This window comes from Sphingobacterium sp. IITKGP-BTPF85 (genome assembly GCF_001006065.1).
GTDB classification, from domain to species: Bacteria; Bacteroidota; Bacteroidia; order Sphingobacteriales; family Sphingobacteriaceae; genus Sphingobacterium; species Sphingobacterium anhuiense.
This window is the reverse complement of the sequence record NZ_ASZT02000107.1, coordinates 1-18,184: the sequence shown is the minus strand read 5'-3', so window position 1 is coordinate 18,184 and position 18,184 is coordinate 1. Positions and strand designations below refer to the sequence as shown.

Below are 18,184 nucleotides of genomic sequence, written 5' to 3'. Positions count from 1 at the left end.
GTACTTCATAGGACGGATACAAAAATTTTATCGTTATTTTTGCTCTTGCAACTAGTGTAGTTGCTGGATGTTCGTCTAATGAATTGATCATAGACAAAGTAAATACAGAAAATACTGGAATGGTTATAGAAAATGATCATTTGAATATTGACTTTATAAAAAATAAAGCAAAGCTATTTGTCGCTATACCCGAAAATAGAAAAATTCAAGATTATTCGATTTTCTTATTCAAGAAAACCAATCAAGACTGGCTATCAATTAATGATGCAACCGGATTAAATAATAATGAAAGTTATTATTATACAGTAGCAATTGATTCGAATAAAACTGATTATGTAATAGAGCTTTCATCCCAAATGTCAACCCTTGGAGCCTCTAACTCTGATAAACAAAGTATAAATATTAAATCTATATTGGTACCACACGATAAATTAGAAGAGATTAGAAAACGCGGTGTTAACTTGTTCGATTATACACAAATTATTGCACGGGATTAGACTTTTGCTTCAGTAGTTTAAATCCTTATAGTATGTTACAATTAACAAAATTCCTGCGAACCGTGGGAATTTTGTTTGTTGCATTTATAGAAAGCTGTCTTGGTACCACGATTTCGATTGTCAATTAATCTGTATTACTTTAAATCTTCTAAGTGGTCACCATCCTGTTGAGAATGTCTTCCAACATTCACCCTATCCTATATTTTATCAGTTGTAATGCCTTGAAAATTATTGCTTTGTCCAATAGGTTTATCAAATTGAGCGGCAAGAGTAACATGAGTTGAATACCGAAGTGCTATCATGGGTAAGTCATAGATTTCTTTGACTAAATAGAAGAAAAGGGCAGCTCGGTCGTCACAATCGCTCATATCATTAATTAATGTCTGTTCGGGCGCAAAGCGTTTTTCGGCCCCGTAAATTTCGCGGTCATCTTCATAAAGAAAAGCATACCTGGTGAACTGCATTAAATAGTCAATTCCCTTTTTTGTTGGCATTTTCGATGTATACTGTTTTAAATAAGGCATTATAGACTCATAAGTTTCTTTACTCAATGGAATATTGAAATATGTCTCAAAGTCTACAATTGGGTAATTTGCAAAGATATCATTCACTTCTGAGTTGACCTTTAATTTGAAATGATATGCTTTACCATTATACTTAAAACAAATATCTTTATGTACATAGCTATCGGGTCTAAAATCGGGAAGCCTAGTGACTTTATACCGTTTTCTAGATATAAAATTTTAGAATTTGGAAGATTTTGTAGCAGTAATTTCAATCTATAGTCTTTTCATCCGACCATAAATAATAGAGGAGCTGTCCAATGACTTTGCCCATGCTTATTACGTGCTCTAACTTGGAAATAGATATATTGACCAGGAATAAATCCTGCATAATATGTTTTGAAAGAGTTCGTTTTATAAGATATTTCTCCCCATTGGGGAAGTCCATATGAGTTTATCTCTGTTGCAAACCTATAATCATAGAACATATCCCTTCCTACTGGTTTAAAGCCAAAGGCGACTTCACCACTAGTACGACCGGTGCAAAGAAATGGGCTGATGGAGTCTTAGGAACTTGGCCTTTACGTTTTTTGGTGAGTACAGGGAAACCCGAACTTTGTAGTAAAGATAACTTTCCATCACTGACTAAATTGACGTAAGCAACAAGCTGTTGCAACAGTTCACAGAGTTTCCGCTTGCTTTCTCGCTTATAAGACTTCTTTTCTCGGCTTCCGCTTTCAGCCTCGATCACTTTCATCTGGTAATCTTGGTAAGCATCTTCAATAGTTGGCAGTGGCAAAGTCGGATTAATAAAGACAGTAGAATTCTTCATGCACGATAAAATATACCTTGCTTTTACAAGTAGTTTTTCGTCAGTATATCGAATAAAATTGGCTTTTGCACGAATATATTTCATCAGAATATCATCTAGATTTAATCACTAAAATAACTCTTTTTTGCTATACCTCACAATTGAAACGATAGATACTAAAGATTATACGCGATGCAACGGCTCTTCACGCGATGGAATTCCTAACAGACGGAAAGGCCGAATTCTTCCGCACTATTTCCGATACCCTTAGCATAGTGGGGAGATCATTTTGCGCCATTGCAATTCAGTAATACCGTACTTTTGAAAGATATCTTCTAGTTTCTCTGTAATGATGAAGAGGAACAGGAAGGTTTCTTCTTACAACAAGCTTATATCTCCCAACGGCTTGATTATATTGCGCGATCTCTCGTAGATAATTCTACGTAACATGCTTTTAAGGAAATAATTCTTTACTCACAGAGGGATTTAGTTTATTGAAAGGAAAGTGTTTGGAGCTATTCACCAGTCTGTCAAGATAAAAGTAAACTCCTGTATTGTCTCGGTGCAGGCAGGGAGATACTTTTCTTTTGACTTATTGATGTTCAACCATCTTGGCGGACTTATATTTCAAGAAAATGTAGCGTATCATCTTAAGAGCATCATCGATTTGCGACACAACAATATAGCGGCGCCATAGCATGTGATGGTACCGTCATCTCTCGCCAACATTAATCAATTGCTCTTTGAACCCATGTTACGTAGAAAAGTAATATAGATCACACTAAAAAACTAAAAATTTTTCATACCTAAAGCATTATTATCTCATGATCTTAGTATTAAGTTTTACCTGTTACTATTGTATATTATCTGTAGGAAATAATATACATGTAGCTGTATCCTTACTTTAATTTAACTCGCTGAAAAACAGGTGTAAAAGGGGCAAGATATTTGACGCAAGTTTGACCATATTATAACTTAAAGAAATGGAAACAAATATTTCTACAAAATTTGTTGCTGAACTAATTTGAACTTTTGGTTTGGTACTATTTGGTTGTGGTGCAGCGGCTGTTGCCGGCGCTACGACTTTAGGCGGATTGTCGGGATTGGGATTACTGGGGATCGCGCTAGCATTCGGTTTATCCGTTGTTGTTTTTGCCTATGCGATAGGCGGCATTAGTGGGGTGTCACATCAACCCCGCGGTAACAATCGGTGTACTTGTTGCAGGAAAGATTGCTGCGAAAGATGCTGTTGTTTATATTGTAGCACAATTAATAGGAGCATTATTAGGTGCTTTTGTTCTACAGCAAATTCTAGGAGGACAGCTAGCGGGTTTCTCTCCAGGTGAATGGGCATATGGGTCGAATGGATGGGGGAAAGGCTATCAGAATGAATACGGCACAACCGCCGCATTTTTAACAGAGGCTGTTTTAACCTTCATCTTTTTATTTGTCATCTTAGCGACTACCTCTAAAGTTGGAAATTCCACGATGGCTGGTTTGGCCATAGGGCTGACCTTAGTCTTGATTCATTTAGTTGCTATTCCCATCACAGGTACTTCAGTCAATCCAGCACGTAGTTTTGGTCCAGCTATATTAGCTGGGGGGCCAGCACTTTCACAACTTGGTTATTTATTGTAGCGCCAATAGTAGGAGCTATAATTGCCGCTGTCGTTTGGCGTGCTCTTGAACCAAAAGGGAATTAAAACTTTATATCATGATATTGGATAGCTTCATTGAAAAATGAAGCTATTTTTATCTTCTTGTTTCTGTTATCTAACAGTTTTAAGAGCACACTTTTTTGAAGTATCGCTTTTTAATTTTGTGACGGAGGTACAAAATTTGTATCTTCGTACAATGGAAAATTTTATTGTTTCTGCTCGTAAATATCGCCCGGTCACCTTCGACTCGGTTGTCGGTCAGCAACACATCACCGGTACACTTAAGAATGCTATTCATAACAATCAGTTAGCACAAGCATTTTTGTTCTGTGGACCAAGAGGTGTGGGTAAAACAACTTGCGCGCGTATTTTAGCAAAAACAATAAATTGTGAAAACATTTCAGATATTAGCGAAGCCTGTGGTGTATGTGATAGCTGTAAATCTTTTCAGAATGGTAATTCATTTAGCATTCATGAATTAGATGCAGCATCAAACAACTCAGTAGACGATATCCGAAATTTGATTGATCAAGTACGTATTCCACCACAAGTGGGTAAGTTTAAGATCTATATCATCGATGAGGTTCACATGCTGTCGCAGCAGGCATTCAATGCTTTCCTAAAAACATTGGAAGAACCACCTGCCTATGCCATATTTATCTTAGCAACTACAGAAAAACATAAAATCTTACCGACGATTTTATCACGTTGTCAGATTTTTGATTTTAATCGTATCCGTGTTGAAGATATGGCCAATCACTTGGCAAGCATTGCAACACGTGAAAGTATTCAGTACGATCAAGATGGCCTTCATATCATCGCTCAAAAAGCAGATGGAGGACTTCGTGATGCATTATCGATGTTTGATCAGATCGTTAGTTTTTCAAATAAGCAGGTCACTTATCAAGCAGTTATTGATAATCTGAATATTTTAGATTACGATTACTTCTTTAAATTGACAGATGCTATATTGATCGAAAATCCAGCAGATACCTTATTAATATTAAATGATATTTTAAATAATGGTTTTGATGGCAGTCATTTCATTTCGGGTTTAGCATCGCATTTTAGAAATCTATTGGTAGCAAAAGAACCGTCTACGCTAAAGTTGTTAGAAGTAAGTGAAAGTATAAGAGCTAAGTATTTGGATCAAGCACGTAAATCTTCAACGGGATTATTATTATCAGCATTGAATATTGCTAATCAATGTGAGATTAATTATAAAACAAGTAAGAATCAGCGGCTTCAAGTAGAATTAGCACTTTTAAAAATATGTCACTTATCAAGTGCGATTAAGTTAAGCCAGATTGGAACCCTTCAGGCTCCCAATACTGTTGAAGGATTAAAAAAAAACTCCCTAATGTAGCTCCAGCCACAGAAACAGCTGTCGTTGATGCAAAACCCTCATTACCAGTAGTAGATAAAAATATTGCTATAACTCCGATTGCAGTACCTCCTGCAACACCAGTAGTAGAACAAACGAAAAGCCCAGAAGTCTCTAACTTACCGCCTAAAGTGAAAAAGGGTGGGTGGGGAGCTTCCAAAAGTTCTATGCCATCACTACCCGATCTAAATTCAATTTTTGAATCTAAAACTGAAGAAGAAGATAGTAATGAGCCGAGTTTAGTTAAAGGTACTGAAGAGGAAGTAGTGACTTATGAAAAATTTATCCAATTCTGGAAAACGTTGGCAACAGATATAAAAAAGCAAAATAAGATTAATCTGTATACCTTGATGACAGCTGTGCCCCCAAAGTTAGTTGGAAATCAAATAGAGGTAGATGTGGAGAATATGGTCCAGATGGATGTTCTGAATATGGCAAAGGTAGATTTATTAAATTACCTTCGCCCTGCCTTGCATAATTTTTCACTAGATCTACGTGGTATTGTTATGGAGCATGATGTTGTACGTAAACCTTATACCTCGCAAGAGAAATATCAAGCTATGGTACAGAAGAATCCACTTTTAGAAACGTTAAGAAAAGAGCTTAATTTGGGATTAAGTTAAAACTTAGACCAACTTTTTCTTGCACTAACCCATATTTCTTTTTGTATCTTTGCTTTTCAAATTGGTTAGCTAATTGCTAGAAACCAATTCTTATTTAGAATATTAATCATGCAAAATTTTCAAAGACACGATAGATCATCAGATCGTGAAGCCAATCAGATGGTTTTCGGTATTCGTGCCGTTATAGAAGCGATAGATAGTGGTAAAGAAATCGAATCATTATTTATACAAAGAGGTTTAGCCGGAAGTTTAGTTTTAGAATTGAAAGCTCTTTTGAAAGAGCACGACTTAGGGTTTCAACAAGTTCCAATTGAAAAACTAAACCGTATCACACGCAAAAACCATCAAGGTGTTATAGCCGTTATTTCCCCGATTATCTATCAAAAAATTGAAGACATTGTTCCTGAAATTTATGAAAAAGGAGAAGTGCCTTTATTTTTAATGCTAGATGGGGTTACAGATGTGCGCAACTTTGGTGCTATTGCACGTACAGCAGAATGTTCAGGTGTACATGCGATCATTGTACCAAAAAAAGGATCTGCAGAGGTTAATCCTGATGCAATCAAGACATCCGCAGGTGCATTATATAAAATACCGGTATGTCGCCATGAAGGTTTGGCTAAAGTGGGTAAATTTCTTATTGAGTCCGGCATACAGTTAGTTGTAAGTACTGAAAAGACAAAAGATAGCATCTATGATGTTGATTATACTGTACCAACATGTATCATCATGGAGCTGAGGATACAGGTGTATCAGACGATTTAATTCGTATCGCAGATCACCTTGCTAAAATACCGATGTTCGGAGAAATAGGATCATTAAACGTATCTGTTTCAGCTGGAGTTGTATTATACGAGGCTATTCGTCAACGCGTGAAATAATATTTGTATAAATATTATATAAAACAAGAGTGGCTATCTTCAGGGTAGCCACTCTTGTTTTTTAGATGTTAATCACATTAAGAAATCACATAACTGTTGTATAAATAATAAGAGCGGCTATCTTTGGGATAGCCGCTCTTATTTTATAAGATGAATCGATTAGTATTTGTTACTAGATTCTTTTCTTTTTCCAGAAAAGTCTCTAAAACCACCACCATTTCCTTCTCTACGATCTCCACCACGGTATCCACCTTCACGTCTTTCACCGCCACCGCTTCTGCGATCACCACCACCGCGGTAACCACCTCCACCTTCACGTCTTTCACCACCGCCAAAGCTTCTACGTTCGCCACTTCCACCACGGCTTCTGTTTCCACCACCACGGTTTTCAGTTTTTCCGTCTCCAGAAACTTCGATACGTACGTTACGACCGTTGAAATCAACGTCTTTAAATCCTTCGAATACTTTTGTTACCTCAGCATCTTCAACTTCAAAGAAAGTGAATACTCCTTTTAAATCAATTTTACCAATTGATTTTCCAGAAATTTTTGCGTTGTTACAGATAAATCCTAACATGTCTCCACGGCTGAATTCATCTACAGAACCAAGGTTCATGAATAAACGAGTAAATCCTTTAGAGCTACCACGTTCTCCTCTTTCACCACGCTCGCCTCTTTCGCCACGTTCGCGGCCATTGCTGCTGATATCACGTGCTTCGATATTTAAATCATGAGCACCTTTGTAATAATCTAAGAATCTATTGAATTCTAATGAAGCAAATCTTTTTACGATATCTTCTTTCGATAACGATTCAAAACCTTCCATAATAGCTGGTAAGAATTGATTGATTTGATCCTCATTAACTTCTACATTCTGAACTTTATTGATGATCGTTAATAATTGTTTTTCAACAACATCAGCTCCTTGAGGAACTTGTTTACGCTCAAATTGTTTTCCGATAACTTTTTCAAGTTGACGGATTTTGCTTTGCTCTTTAATGTTGATCAATGAGATTGAAATACCAGTTTTACCTGCACGAGCTGTACGGCCAGAACGGTGAGTATAGTTTTCAATTTCATCAGGTAAAGAGAAGTTAATCACGTGAGTTACGTCGTTTACATCAATACCACGGGCTGCAACGTCTGTAGCAATTAATAATTGTAAACTACGGTCACGGTAACGTTTCATCACTTTGTCACGTTGTTGTTGAGATAAATCTCCGTGTAATGAATCAGCGTTGTAACCATCTTTAATTAAAGATTCAGCAATTTCTTGCGTTTCAATTTTTGTACGACAAAATACGATACCAAAGATATCAGGATTTGAATCTACAATACGTTTGAAAGCAGCGTATTTGTCTTTAGCTCTAATTAAATAATATTGATGTTCAATATTAGCATTACCAGTGTTTTTCGTACCTACAGTCATTTCAACTGGATCAGTCATATAGTTTTTAGCTATACGGCGTACTTCAGATGGCATTGTTGCAGAGAATAACCATGTTTTTTTAGTGTCAGGAGTTTCTGACAGGATGTTGTTGATGTCTTCTTTGAAGCCCATGTTAAGCATTTCATCTGCTTCATCTAACACAACATATTTCACTTGAGAGAAATCAATAGCATTACGGCCAATGATATCTAACATACGACCTGGGGTCGCTACTACAATTTGCACACCACGTCTGATTTGACGAAGTTGGTCACTAATATTTGCACCTCCATAAACAGCAACAACATGTACGTTGTCGAGGTTTTTAGCATATCTTTCTATATCTTTCGAGATTTGCAAACAAAGCTCACGTGTTGGACACAATACCAACGCTTGAGGATGTTTCTGAGAAAAGTCTAATTGCTGTAATAATGGAAGACCAAATGCTGCTGTCTTACCTGTGCCGGTTTGGGCTAATCCGACAAAATCGTCGTTACCAGTCAATAAAACAGGAATGGCTTTTTCCTGAATTTCAGAAGGTTTTTCAAAACCTAATTCTGAGATGGCATTAACAATTTCCTCACGGATTCCCAGTTCTAAAAATGGGTTCATGAATTAATTTATACAATAGGCTCTATTGCCTAAGGCGATGCAAATATAGGAAAATAATATTTACAAAACTAATTTATAAGCTAAGTATTTGATATAATGTGTTTTTTGAATGACAAATAAATATTTTTATACGTGTTAAACATAAATAAACCACATTGAAAAGAATTATTTGGATTGTGAAACTATTTTATAACTATTCTGCTTTTTTGATCATTTGTTAATGTAGACTTAATATTTCAACCTTACTTTTGATAGTAGTATGGATCAAATACCAATTATATATCAGCATTGGCTTCAAGCTATTAAAGAGCGAAATGATACAAACGCTTTTGGAGAGCTTTATCGCTATTGTTGGAAAGATCTTTATCAGCATGCTGCCCGGCGGATTTTGGATGCTCAGGATGTAGAAGATATTCTCCAAGAATTATTTGTACAGTTTTGGGAAAAGCGCCATACGATCGACATCCAAATGAATCTTCCAGCTTACCTCAAAGGAATGCTCAAGTATAAAATTATAGATTTTTTTAATGCCAATAAAGCTAAAAATAGACTATTGGATCATTGGAGTAACCATATTTTTGACTATGTACAACAGCATCCTGAAGAATTGGAAACTTACCTTGCATTAGAAAGATTACTGGAAGAGGAATTGGAAATTATGCCGCATAATATGCGTCAGGCACTCTTACTTAAATGGGAGCATCTACCAATTCGAGAGATCGCCCTGCGTATGGGGCTTTCGGAGCAGACCGTGAAAAATAACCTGACAGAAGCTTCCAAAAGAATGAGGAAAGCAATAAGTGCAAGACAAAATGTTCAAAATAGCACGCTTAGCGTATTTCTTGTTCTCGCTCTGGAGCAACTATCTAAGTAAATATTATGTACAGCAGACAATGACTGCCACCAAAATATACTTAACAATTCTTTTATAAAACATTAACTATTTCTTGAAGTACTTTATAGCTTTTTTGCAGACTTATATATAAACAGCAGGCAAAAAAGTGAAAAGAAGAATATTTGAATCCCTGATCTATAGATATCAGCAGAACAAAGCTACAAAAGCAGAGCGTATATTGGTCGATCGCTGGTATGAAACACTAGATCGGGAAGAAATTCCTGAAAGTGCAATTGATGAGGTCCAATTATGGAATAGGATACAACAGCAGATTGAAAATACAACTCCTCAAAAATCATCAATTCGGAAAATGGTCTATTGGATTGGATCTGTGGCGGCTACACTTTTGTTTTGCTTTGGCATATTGTTTTGGAAAAACCAAACCGCTCTGGATACTGTAAAACAGGAAGTGAATGTAAAACCAGGGTACCAGATTTTTGAAACAGGAGTTGCACAACGCAAGAAGGTATTATTGGCAGACGGATCAACGATCATTTTAAATGCACGTTCCAAAATTAAATTGGATACCGTTTCATACGACAGAAAGGACCGTGTAGTAGAGCTTCTTGCCGGAGAAGCATTTTTTGAAGTTAAAAAAGATTCCACAAAAGCTTTTATTGTCAATACACAGCAAGTACAGACAAAGGTATTGGGTACATCATTTACGGTAAAAAACTACCGCGAATCGGATGAAATATCTGTATCTGTATTTACAGGTAAAGTACAAGTAGCGGCCGACAACAAGTCATTAGGCACATTGGAGCGCGGCGGGCAGATTCGTTATACTAAAAACAACCACAGCATTAAGCAAGAGACTTTTGACCTCACTATTCGTAATAGTTGGATTGAAGGAAAGATTTACCTAAAGCAAAGCAGTTTTGCAGAATTGGCATTAGCAGTTAAAAATATCTACAATGTCGATCTGAAAGCTGGCGATGATCAGATTGCCCGACAGCGCTACAGTATGCCGATATCGAAACAGCTCTCTTGGTCAGCAACCTTGGAAAGTATAAAAGCTGTCCACCACAACAAGTCTAGGAAGGAGGGGAGTACGGTGCATATCTATTAATTCAGGCATAAAAAAGAGTTGACGACTGCCATCGTCAACTCTGGACCCTATAGCATCCATAAGGTGCTATAAATAACATATACAAAAACTTACAGAGCTATTATATACGCATACAAATTTATGAAATACGTTACGAAAAACAATATTAAGTTTATGATCAAGTCATCATTGGTGGGGCTACTTCTTTTAATTGTATCGGCAGAAATGCTTTTAGCATCAGGTGCATACGGCCAGTTGCTCAATAGAAAGATTTCAGTTTCTTTTAATGAATCTAATATTCCAGCGGCTTTCGAGCATTTGGAATCCCAAAATATACATATTGCCTTTGACGCCAATAAATATAATCTGTCAAAGGAAAAAGTGAATGCCAAAATTTTTAAAAATAGCAGTATAGGAGAAGTGGTGCGGTACCTTCTTAAGGACACAGATCTGATACCTCAAGACAATGGGGTATATATTACACTAGTCAAAAAACCAATACAACAGGTAGGACGCATTTCCGGTAAAGTAATTGATGATCGAGGTCAGTTGTTAGCTAATGCTAGCATTAAGTTGGTCGGAACCAATAAGTCAACACAGAGTAGTATTGATGGTAGTTATATTTTAACCGCTGTATCGGGGACCTATGTCTTGGAAGTCAGTTATCTATCTTATCAGACACAGCGCATAGAAGGTGTGAAAATAGAGGACGGACAACGTACTGCACTCAATATTGCTATGAAAACGCAGACCAGTAAGTTGGAAACGGCGGTCGTTAGTGTATCGTTTAAAAAAGCATCTGTAGCAGGACTTTATGCTGCGCAAAAAAATGCAGCTTCGGTGACTGATGGTATATCGGCAGAGCAGATTGCACGTACACCGGACAATGATATGGGGCAGGTTTTGAAACGTGTTACAGGAGTGACGACGGTCAACAACCGGAACGTCATCGTAAGGGGTATGTCGGATCGCTACAATCAAGCCATGTTGGATGGGGTAGTGCTCCCAAGTACTTCACAGAATAGACGTGATTTTTCCTTTGATATTATTCCGACGGAGATGGTGAGTTCTGTGGTGGTAAATAAAACAGCAACACCAGATGTATCCGCTGAATTTTCGGGCGGACAGGTTTCGGTGAATACATTAGATATCCCGGACAAGGATTTTACGACGATACAATATGGGATAGGAGGAAATTCCCGTACAACAGGCAAAGACTTTTATCGTCTTGGGGAGAGGCATACGAGCGAATATTTCGGTTTTTTTGACAAATCTTCTAAAATGCCAGAAGGAATAAAGACTTGGCAATGGAACAATCGGGCAATGCAATTAGATGCGCCTCCCGGTTATATTCTGACGGATCCAGAATTAAATAATACACCCTTAAATCCTACAGAATATGGAGATGCCGTTAAGTACAACGATTTGGATGCTATAGCACAGTCAAAGCGCTTTAATAATGATGCACTGCGACAGTATAAATATAAAGCATACCCCAATCAGAATATGCGCTTTTCACTTGGGCGGGTTTATCAACTAAGTAATGGACACAGATTAGGATTTGTCGCATCCGCAAATTTTAGGAATGAACAAAATACCTTACCGTTTAATAATGTACGTAATTCAACAAAAGGCAATTATATGGATAGTCTAGGTGTTGGTGACAACGGAGCAGGGACGTCCTATCGCTTTAATAGTAATGGAGGTTTGATGGCCAATATTGGCTGGCAAGGGCAGGGCTTTAAGGTTTCCTTAAAGAACATGTATGCGCGTACATACAGTGATATTTATAATGAGTCTATTCAAAAACCTTATAATGACTCTAATCCCGAAGTAAATAAACTGATTTATCAATTGCCCGAAGCGATGTCTTTGCAGCAACATCAGTTGGTTGGAGAGTATCAATTGCCATGGGAAATAAAAGCTGAAGGAATGTTTACCGTTAACAAAATCAAACAGCAAATTTTAGACGAACGAAAACTTTCTTATAGGATAACTACCACGATAGATAATATACCTTATTTTCAAACACCTGGCTTAATGACCCACAGCAGCTCATCTGTGGCCGGGGTTTTCAAAGACTCGCGAAGATGGACAAATATTGATGAGACAGATTATAATTGGAGTGCGGCATTTTCGCGGAAATTAGGAATGAATACATCCTTGCCAACGTTGGTGAAATTAGGCTATCAGGCTTGGTCGAAAAAGAGAGCGCTAGATGTATTCAATTTCGTTCCCTGGACAAGATCGTGGGCTGAGGGGACTACGAATCAATTGCCTCCCCAAATCGACATGCCTTACGATCAATTATTCAATGTTGATCATATAGGCAATGGAAATGGTCAGGCTTATTATTATGCAGACGCTATAGGAGGTGGACGATTTTATGATGGTAAGATGGCATCACAGGCCGTGTATGTGATGGCAGATCAAAAGTTATGGAATAAATTGCGGTTGGTTTATGGTGTCCGTGCGGAGCATTTTAATTTAAACTCCAAGCAAGAGGAATTATATAAAAGAACTTATCAAGATGAGCCAGATCCCAATGACGTCCAACGGTACCGTTTTGGCGTAAAAGAAAATAATTGGCGTTTCTTGCCATCCATTAATGCCACCTACAACGTAACAGCAGATTTTAATATTCGGGGAAGTTATTCAAGGACTGTAATTAGACCAGATTTTAGAGAGGTCGGTATGTTTGCTATGTATGATTTTGAATTAGATGGTTATGTCTATGGAGAGCATGTACAATCCACGTTAATTGATAATATGGATCTCCGATTTGAGTGGTATCCCTCTCCGGGTGAAATTGTTTCTATAACAGGATATTATAAATATTTGGATAAGCCGATAGAATTGGTTCATAGTGATGGGAACGCCTATACTTTTGCCAATATGGAAAATGCAAAAATCTTGGAATCGAAATGGAAATTAGAAAAAATTTAACATTTCTATCGGAAAAGGATTGGTTTAAAAACTTATTTGTATACGCTAATGGAACATTGCTCAAATCGAAAGTCAACGTTTTAAGTCCTTGGGAATGGATTAATAATCCCGAAACCCAAGATGCTGAGCGCGTCCAGCAGCGCTACCCCAATCAAGACAGACCGCTGATGGGGCAATCGCCTTGGTTACTGAATTTGGGTGTAGGCTATTGGGGTGAATTTTTTGGAGTGACCGCAAGCTATAATCATCGAGGTTATCGAACAAACATAGCGAATGTTAAATTGGCAAATGTTGAATATGAGTTGGCACCAAAACAATTGGACGCACAACTATATGCCCGTTTTTTAAAGAAGATGGAGTTAAAATTTAATATGGCAAATCTATTGGATGATTGGACACGGTATTACATGAATATCCATGATTATGAAACTGATGATAACAAGCTCGATGTATTGAAAAAAGGAAAATCTATAAAATATAATAAAGAAGAAGGTGATATTATCACCTATCGCAGAAGAGATGGGCAAAGGTTTAGTCTTTCAGTATCCTATAATTTTTAAAACAAAATAAAATAACTGCGCGAGGCAGCTTCATGCTACCGTAAAAATTGCACATCAGTTCCGAGTTTGTCCACATCGCACAACAGGAAGATAAAAATAGAAGCAAAATACGGGGAGGATGAAAACAACTATGCAACCTTATGAAATGCTATGCCATAGGGATGCATAGTCTAAAAAATGCTCTTGTGATGGCAAAACTAGTAATTATTTAACACAAAATGAAAAAAATCTTAACAGTAGCAAGTGTATGCGCAATCGCATTGGCTTCTTGTAACAAAGACAACGTAGGACCTAATTCAGATTTGAATGCTGGTTTGCCAAACAAACCTCAAGCAACGATCCCGACAGATGCGGTTGGTATTATTACTAAAACAACGCTATCGGCAGATACTGTATGGAAAATAGATGGTGTTGCTTTCGTAAAACCAGGTGCAACATTGACTATTCAACCAGGTACTTATATTACTTCTGGCGTCACTAAAGCATATGTTGATGAAATCACTGGATTCACACACAATATCAAAGGAGTTTTGGTTGTCCCTAAAACGGCTAAATTGATTGCCAATGGTACTGCTGCAGCACCAATTGTATTTACTTCTCCGAATGCTGCTAACTCTCGTAATCCAGGTGATTTTGGAGGTGTTGTATTACTGGGTAGCGCAACCACAAATCAAGCTGCAACAAAAAGAATCGAAGGAATTCCTCAACCCGTAGGCGTAGATGTGACTTATGGTGGTACAAATGCAGCAGATAATTCAGGCTCATTAAAATATGTACGTATTGAGTTTGCTGGTTACAATTTAACTGCCGACAATGAAATCAACGGATTGACTTTAGGTGGCGTTGGTACGGGTACTACGCTAGAAAACATTCAAGTATCTTGGGGTAAAGATGATGGTTTTGAGTTCTTTGGAGGTACCGTCAATGCGAAATACTTAGTAGCATTATCAAATGACGATGATGATTTTGATTTTGATCATGGTTATACCGGAACAATCCAATATGCCTTATCATTGAAAGATCCTAATTCTACAAACAGTCTATCAGGCGGTAACTCTGATTCGAATGGTTTGGAGTCTGATAACGAAGGTACAGCTCCATTTGCAGCAACACCTAAAACACGCCCAGTTTTGAAAAATTTCACATTCTTGGGTATTAAAGATGTTACTGTAGCCGGTACTAAATTGAAATTTGGTAACCGTTGGAGAAGAGCTTCAGAATATGATATTCAAAACTCGATTATCGCAGGTTATGCAACAGGTGCCGCATTCCAAGACGGTGCAACAGGTACATTTACTGGAAATGTCGTACATGCATACACTGCAGCTTTCAGTGGTGCTACTCCGACAGGAAACCAAACAAATGTGTCAACAGATGCTACAACTTATTTGAAATTGGCCGGTGCTGCTAATATCTTTTATCCGACATCATCTACATTTAATCCTGCTGTGTTAAGACCGTTGTCAACATCACCAGCATATGGTAATGGAACTACAACTTATAGTGGTGCTTTCCATCCAACAACTGCTCCTTGGACAGCAACTTGGACGCAATTTGTGCCAAAAACTTATTAATATTTATTACTTGAGTGAGCCATAAAAATGGCTCACTTCTTAATTCTTTATGTATGATTAAAAATCTATTTATATATTTTGTTGCCCTTTGGGTTGGATGTATGTTGTATTCCTGTCAAAAAGGTGAGTTGGTTCAAGAACAGGAAGAATTAGCGAGGATTGCTTTTAAAACATATAGTGCTGTATCAGCAGATATAAAAAAAGTGATGGTTGATGGGAAAATTGCGAACAGTGATAAGAGCAACTTCATATTTATGAGAAATAAAGATGCCGATTCTTCATTGATCGTTGCTTACGATGGGAAGGATCAGGTAGTTCTAGAGCAACACCTAGCTATCAAACCTGGGCTAAATACCTTTGGTGTACATAGTAAAAGTCCCATAGATCCTTCACTAATTGTAGGAGGAAATCCTTTGGGTGATAGTGTTCTGCCGATTCCGGGTGTGATGCAAGTAAAGATATTAAATTATAATAAAACGATTTCACCAAATGGTGAACCAATTCGATTGGCGATTTATAAAGGAACGCCTGTTTATGATGAAAGTTGGGGACAGGATTTGGTCAAATATAATGATCCTCCTATCTTGATTACAGACTTGATATCGGATAAAATCCCTGAAAAGTTTACCAAAATACCAGTGGACCTCATTTTTGCTCCAAAGGCGCAGGTATTGGATAAGGATTCAAAACCAATCCTTATTGATGGACAAAAAGTCTATTTGTTTTTATATTTTGGGGTAGACATAGGTATTGTCTACTTACCTCAAAAAGAATCCGATGTTGCTTTTGATTCTGACGCAGTCTCAGAAATTGGCGGAATAGGATATAGTCTGGATAATATCTGGCTAAAAAAATAAATCCCATTTGAAAGGAGGGAGATCTGCCTATTGTTAGCGAAAAGGTCAACCATATTACTATAAGAAAGTCATAATGAAAGGAATCAATGATTTAAAACATCGAAAACTACTGGCGCTCTCCCTGAAAATTCAGGGAGAAGTTAAGCATGATATAGATGCCTCAGTGCTTTTTGCCTTGGGTAAAGAGCTTAACGACCTGAATCAACTTTATAGTCAATATCAAGAAGTATTACAACAGTTGGAAATATTGGTCAAGAACTATGAAGGAAAAGAGCGTAATATTCGTTCCGGCATATTATCGCGTTCACTTCGTAAGCTTGTTAGAGAAGGACAAACCGGAGTTGATCTCCGCACCGTGATCAATTCTTTCAATTCCTGCGCACGCTGAAGAAAGAATAGGTATTTATTCCAGTTTTTCTAGCGTGGACTTATTTCTATAGGAATCGTCTCATAACTGCTGCCTAGATATTGATGAATATTGGTTTTATGCTTTTTATCAGAAGCGTTTCTAGCTTGTGGTTTATGTGCATTGATTGTATGCAACACTTCCTCAATAAGTGGATCTTGTATATCGCCTATGGGCACCAATGGTAAAAAATCAAATTCATTTATAGGCTTTTGTGGTAGAATTCCCGCATTGTAGTTTCCTTGGTCCAATTTGTTATAAATTTTATAAACCATTGGCAGCAAATGCCAGCTACGTTCAGAGCCGTGGATTTCTTCTGGTGTAGATATTGTGGTAGAGGCCATGTCTTTTCCGTAAGTTCTATCGCCAACTTGAATAACCTGTACGTAAGGGTGCAATCCATTAATGAGCATTTCGGAGGCGGAAGCTGTGTTTGGACCCGTTAGGATATATATTCTATTTAGTCCCAGGCCCTCTTTTAAAACTTCTTTGGCAATAAAAGAATAACCCTCTGGCTGTCTTTGTAGCGTAGCGGCAAAGTGTCTTCCATATTTTTAATGTCTTTGTTTCCTTGGTATTTTGCAAAGATGTCATTTTCTTTAATGTCAGCGAACAATAGCGCACAAAATGAAGCAAAAGCAACCTGTCCACCAGGGTTATAACGCAAATCGACAACAAGATCCTTTACCTGTTTGGATTTAAAATTTTGTACAGCTTCCAATAATGAATAAGCACCGCTGAAGTCAAATTGACTTAAAAAATGTAGCCTACTGTGGGAGACGACGAGATAATCCTAGACATATAAACAACAGGTTGTGAAATATAGGAGGAGGGTAGAATAAATATTTTCCCATCTATCCGCTTCAGATTGATTGCAGGTAAATGAAAGGATTTATTTATCAGAGCTTTCATATTACTCTTATCCAAAAGCTCGTTGTTCATATAGGATAAAGTATCACCACGTTTTAGACCCAGTAAATCTGCTTCGCTAAATGGAACCACCTGAGTTACGACTTGTATAGTACCCCTTGCAGCCTGCATCTGCACCATGTCGAAGCCAAAAGTATTTGTCAAGGTATTACCGTAGGTGTCGCTGTTCAGGGTCTGCATTATCATTGAATAATGGTCATCTTGAAACAAAATACTTTTGAAGAATAGATCCGGACGTTGCTGATAATCGTTTGTTGTTCTGATTTTAGTATTCCAGTAATAATACTGTCGCATTTGATCCAGAGTCCAGTGGTTGATGGCCTCGTTTGAGCCGGGCTCTTTCAGCGATTCTTCTTTTTCACAGGAGAAGAGAATCACTGAAAAAAGGGTTAAAACAATACGATTTGATTTCCACATTTTTTAAAATCTTAACGACATAAAAATACGTATTATGGAAATGATATTGGCGTTATCTTTATGTTGTTCAAATGTTTATTTGGTTTAAACAACTTCTCAAAGCATTCATATTGCGATGTTTTTATTTCATAAAAAAAGGCTACTCTATATAGAG

Annotated in this window: 17 protein-coding genes and 2 pseudogenes; 12 read left to right on the top strand and 7 right to left on the bottom strand. The window is 37.4% G+C overall.

Annotated elements, in window-relative coordinates; genetic code table 11:
- Window positions 1–83 precede the first annotated feature (83 nt).
- Entirely contained in the window at window positions 84–497 is a 414-nt protein-coding gene (locus L950_RS18030) for a hypothetical protein (protein ID WP_021187946.1), read from the top strand.
- A gap of 197 nt (window positions 498–694) precedes the next feature.
- Here L950_RS18030 and L950_RS18025 read toward each other — a convergent pair whose 3' ends face one another.
- The 3 genes from L950_RS18025 to L950_RS18020 form a co-directional block, all read right to left on the bottom strand.
- Complete coding sequence (locus tag L950_RS18025) at window positions 695–1,108, bottom strand: hypothetical protein (protein WP_021187945.1); 414 nt, start codon at window positions 1,106–1,108, stop codon at window positions 695–697.
- A gap of 179 nt (window positions 1,109–1,287) precedes the next feature.
- Window positions 1,288–1,488 carry a hypothetical protein gene (locus L950_RS28820; protein WP_031286942.1) on the bottom strand — a complete coding sequence of 67 codons (201 nt, stop codon included), beginning with the start codon at window positions 1,486–1,488 and terminating at the stop codon, window positions 1,288–1,290.
- Between the two features lie 8 nt (window positions 1,489–1,496).
- The gene (locus L950_RS18020; RefSeq protein WP_021187943.1) at window positions 1,497–1,916 is read right to left on the bottom strand and encodes a hypothetical protein; all 420 of its coding nucleotides are present in this window, start codon (window positions 1,914–1,916) and stop codon (window positions 1,497–1,499) included.
- Window positions 1,917–2,987: 1,071 nt separating this feature from the next.
- Between L950_RS18020 and L950_RS18015 the strand changes: the two genes are divergently transcribed.
- From L950_RS18015 to rlmB, 4 genes and pseudogenes are all read left to right on the top strand, one after another.
- Entirely contained in the window at window positions 2,988–3,449 is a 462-nt protein-coding gene (locus L950_RS18015) for an aquaporin (RefSeq protein ID WP_021187942.1), read from the top strand.
- A gap of 102 nt (window positions 3,450–3,551) precedes the next feature.
- On the top strand, window positions 3,552–4,835 hold the full coding sequence (locus L950_RS28020) for a DNA polymerase III subunit gamma/tau (protein WP_231577402.1): 1,284 nt from the start codon (window positions 3,552–3,554) through the stop codon (window positions 4,833–4,835).
- Between the two features lie 149 nt (window positions 4,836–4,984).
- Window positions 4,985–5,476 carry a hypothetical protein gene (locus L950_RS28015; RefSeq protein ID WP_084825485.1) on the top strand — a complete coding sequence of 164 codons (492 nt, stop codon included), beginning with the start codon at window positions 4,985–4,987 and terminating at the stop codon, window positions 5,474–5,476.
- Between the two features lie 108 nt (window positions 5,477–5,584).
- Window positions 5,585–6,357, top strand: a pseudogene (rlmB, locus tag L950_RS18005) (23S rRNA (guanosine(2251)-2'-O)-methyltransferase RlmB).
- A gap of 159 nt (window positions 6,358–6,516) precedes the next feature.
- Here the strand turns inward: rlmB and L950_RS18000 are convergent.
- Window positions 6,517–8,397 carry a DEAD/DEAH box helicase gene (locus L950_RS18000; protein WP_021187941.1) on the bottom strand — a complete coding sequence of 627 codons (1,881 nt, stop codon included), beginning with the start codon at window positions 8,395–8,397 and terminating at the stop codon, window positions 6,517–6,519.
- Window positions 8,398–8,656: 259 nt separating this feature from the next.
- On the opposite strand from L950_RS18000, the gene L950_RS17995 reads away from it, so the two are divergent.
- From L950_RS17995 to L950_RS17970, 7 genes are all read left to right on the top strand, one after another.
- Window positions 8,657–9,271 carry an RNA polymerase sigma factor gene (locus tag L950_RS17995; RefSeq protein ID WP_021187940.1) on the top strand — a complete coding sequence of 205 codons (615 nt, stop codon included), beginning with the start codon at window positions 8,657–8,659 and terminating at the stop codon, window positions 9,269–9,271.
- Between the two features lie 127 nt (window positions 9,272–9,398).
- Entirely contained in the window at window positions 9,399–10,361 is a 963-nt protein-coding gene (locus L950_RS17990; protein ID WP_021187939.1) for a FecR family protein, read from the top strand.
- Window positions 10,362–10,514: 153 nt separating this feature from the next.
- Window positions 10,515–13,286, top strand: coding sequence for a TonB-dependent receptor (locus L950_RS17985; RefSeq protein ID WP_231577401.1), 2,772 nt, complete (start codon window positions 10,515–10,517; stop codon window positions 13,284–13,286).
- On the top strand, window positions 13,265–13,846 hold the full coding sequence (locus tag L950_RS33820) for a hypothetical protein (protein ID WP_021187938.1): 582 nt from the start codon (window positions 13,265–13,267) through the stop codon (window positions 13,844–13,846). Before L950_RS17985 ends, L950_RS33820 begins: the two co-directional genes overlap by 22 nt.
- 218 nt (window positions 13,847–14,064) lie before the next feature.
- Entirely contained in the window at window positions 14,065–15,420 is a 1,356-nt protein-coding gene (locus L950_RS17980; RefSeq protein WP_021187937.1) for a hypothetical protein, read from the top strand.
- 53 nt (window positions 15,421–15,473) lie between these two features.
- Window positions 15,474–16,277, top strand: coding sequence for a hypothetical protein (locus tag L950_RS17975; protein WP_031286940.1), 804 nt, complete (start codon window positions 15,474–15,476; stop codon window positions 16,275–16,277).
- A gap of 73 nt (window positions 16,278–16,350) precedes the next feature.
- A complete protein-coding gene (locus L950_RS17970) occupies window positions 16,351–16,665 on the top strand; it encodes a hypothetical protein (RefSeq protein ID WP_021187935.1) in 315 nt (104 codons plus the stop codon).
- A gap of 29 nt (window positions 16,666–16,694) precedes the next feature.
- On the opposite strand, the gene L950_RS35700 is transcribed toward L950_RS17970, so the two are convergent.
- The 3 genes and pseudogenes from L950_RS35700 to L950_RS26945 all read right to left on the bottom strand — a co-directional run bounded on the left by L950_RS35700 (window position 16,695) and on the right by L950_RS26945 (window position 18,030).
- Window positions 16,695–17,132: a S41 family peptidase gene (locus L950_RS35700; RefSeq protein ID WP_262507126.1), complete on the bottom strand. Its 438-nt coding sequence runs from the start codon at window positions 17,130–17,132 to the stop codon at window positions 16,695–16,697.
- A 29-nt stretch (window positions 17,133–17,161) separates the two neighbouring features.
- Window positions 17,162–17,425: pseudogene (locus L950_RS35695) on the bottom strand (S41 family peptidase); the annotation flags it as partial.
- Between the two features lie 11 nt (window positions 17,426–17,436).
- Window positions 17,437–18,030: a hypothetical protein gene (locus L950_RS26945; protein ID WP_021187932.1), complete on the bottom strand. Its 594-nt coding sequence runs from the start codon at window positions 18,028–18,030 to the stop codon at window positions 17,437–17,439.
- Between the last annotated feature and the right edge of the window lie 154 nt (window positions 18,031–18,184).

Coding starts and splice junctions, on each gene's coding strand:
- L950_RS28820 (WP_031286942.1), bottom strand. CDS start 1,488: ATGTTCTATGATTATAGGTTTGCAACAGAGATAAACTCATATGGACTT.
- L950_RS18020 (WP_021187943.1), bottom strand. CDS start 1,916: ATGAAATATATTCGTGCAAAAGCCAATTTTATTCGATATACTGACGAA.
- L950_RS28020 (WP_231577402.1), top strand. CDS start 3,552: ATGAAGCTATTTTTATCTTCTTGTTTCTGTTATCTAACAGTTTTAAGA.
- L950_RS18000 (WP_021187941.1), bottom strand. CDS start 8,397: ATGAACCCATTTTTAGAACTGGGAATCCGTGAGGAAATTGTTAATGCC.
- L950_RS17995 (WP_021187940.1), top strand. CDS start 8,657: ATGGATCAAATACCAATTATATATCAGCATTGGCTTCAAGCTATTAAA.
- L950_RS17985 (WP_231577401.1), top strand. CDS start 10,515: ATGATCAAGTCATCATTGGTGGGGCTACTTCTTTTAATTGTATCGGCA.
- L950_RS33820 (WP_021187938.1), top strand. CDS start 13,265: ATGGAAATTAGAAAAAATTTAACATTTCTATCGGAAAAGGATTGGTTT.
- L950_RS17980 (WP_021187937.1), top strand. CDS start 14,065: ATGAAAAAAATCTTAACAGTAGCAAGTGTATGCGCAATCGCATTGGCT.
- L950_RS17975 (WP_031286940.1), top strand. CDS start 15,474: ATGATTAAAAATCTATTTATATATTTTGTTGCCCTTTGGGTTGGATGT.
- L950_RS17970 (WP_021187935.1), top strand. CDS start 16,351: ATGAAAGGAATCAATGATTTAAAACATCGAAAACTACTGGCGCTCTCC.
- L950_RS26945 (WP_021187932.1), bottom strand. CDS start 18,030: ATGTGGAAATCAAATCGTATTGTTTTAACCCTTTTTTCAGTGATTCTC.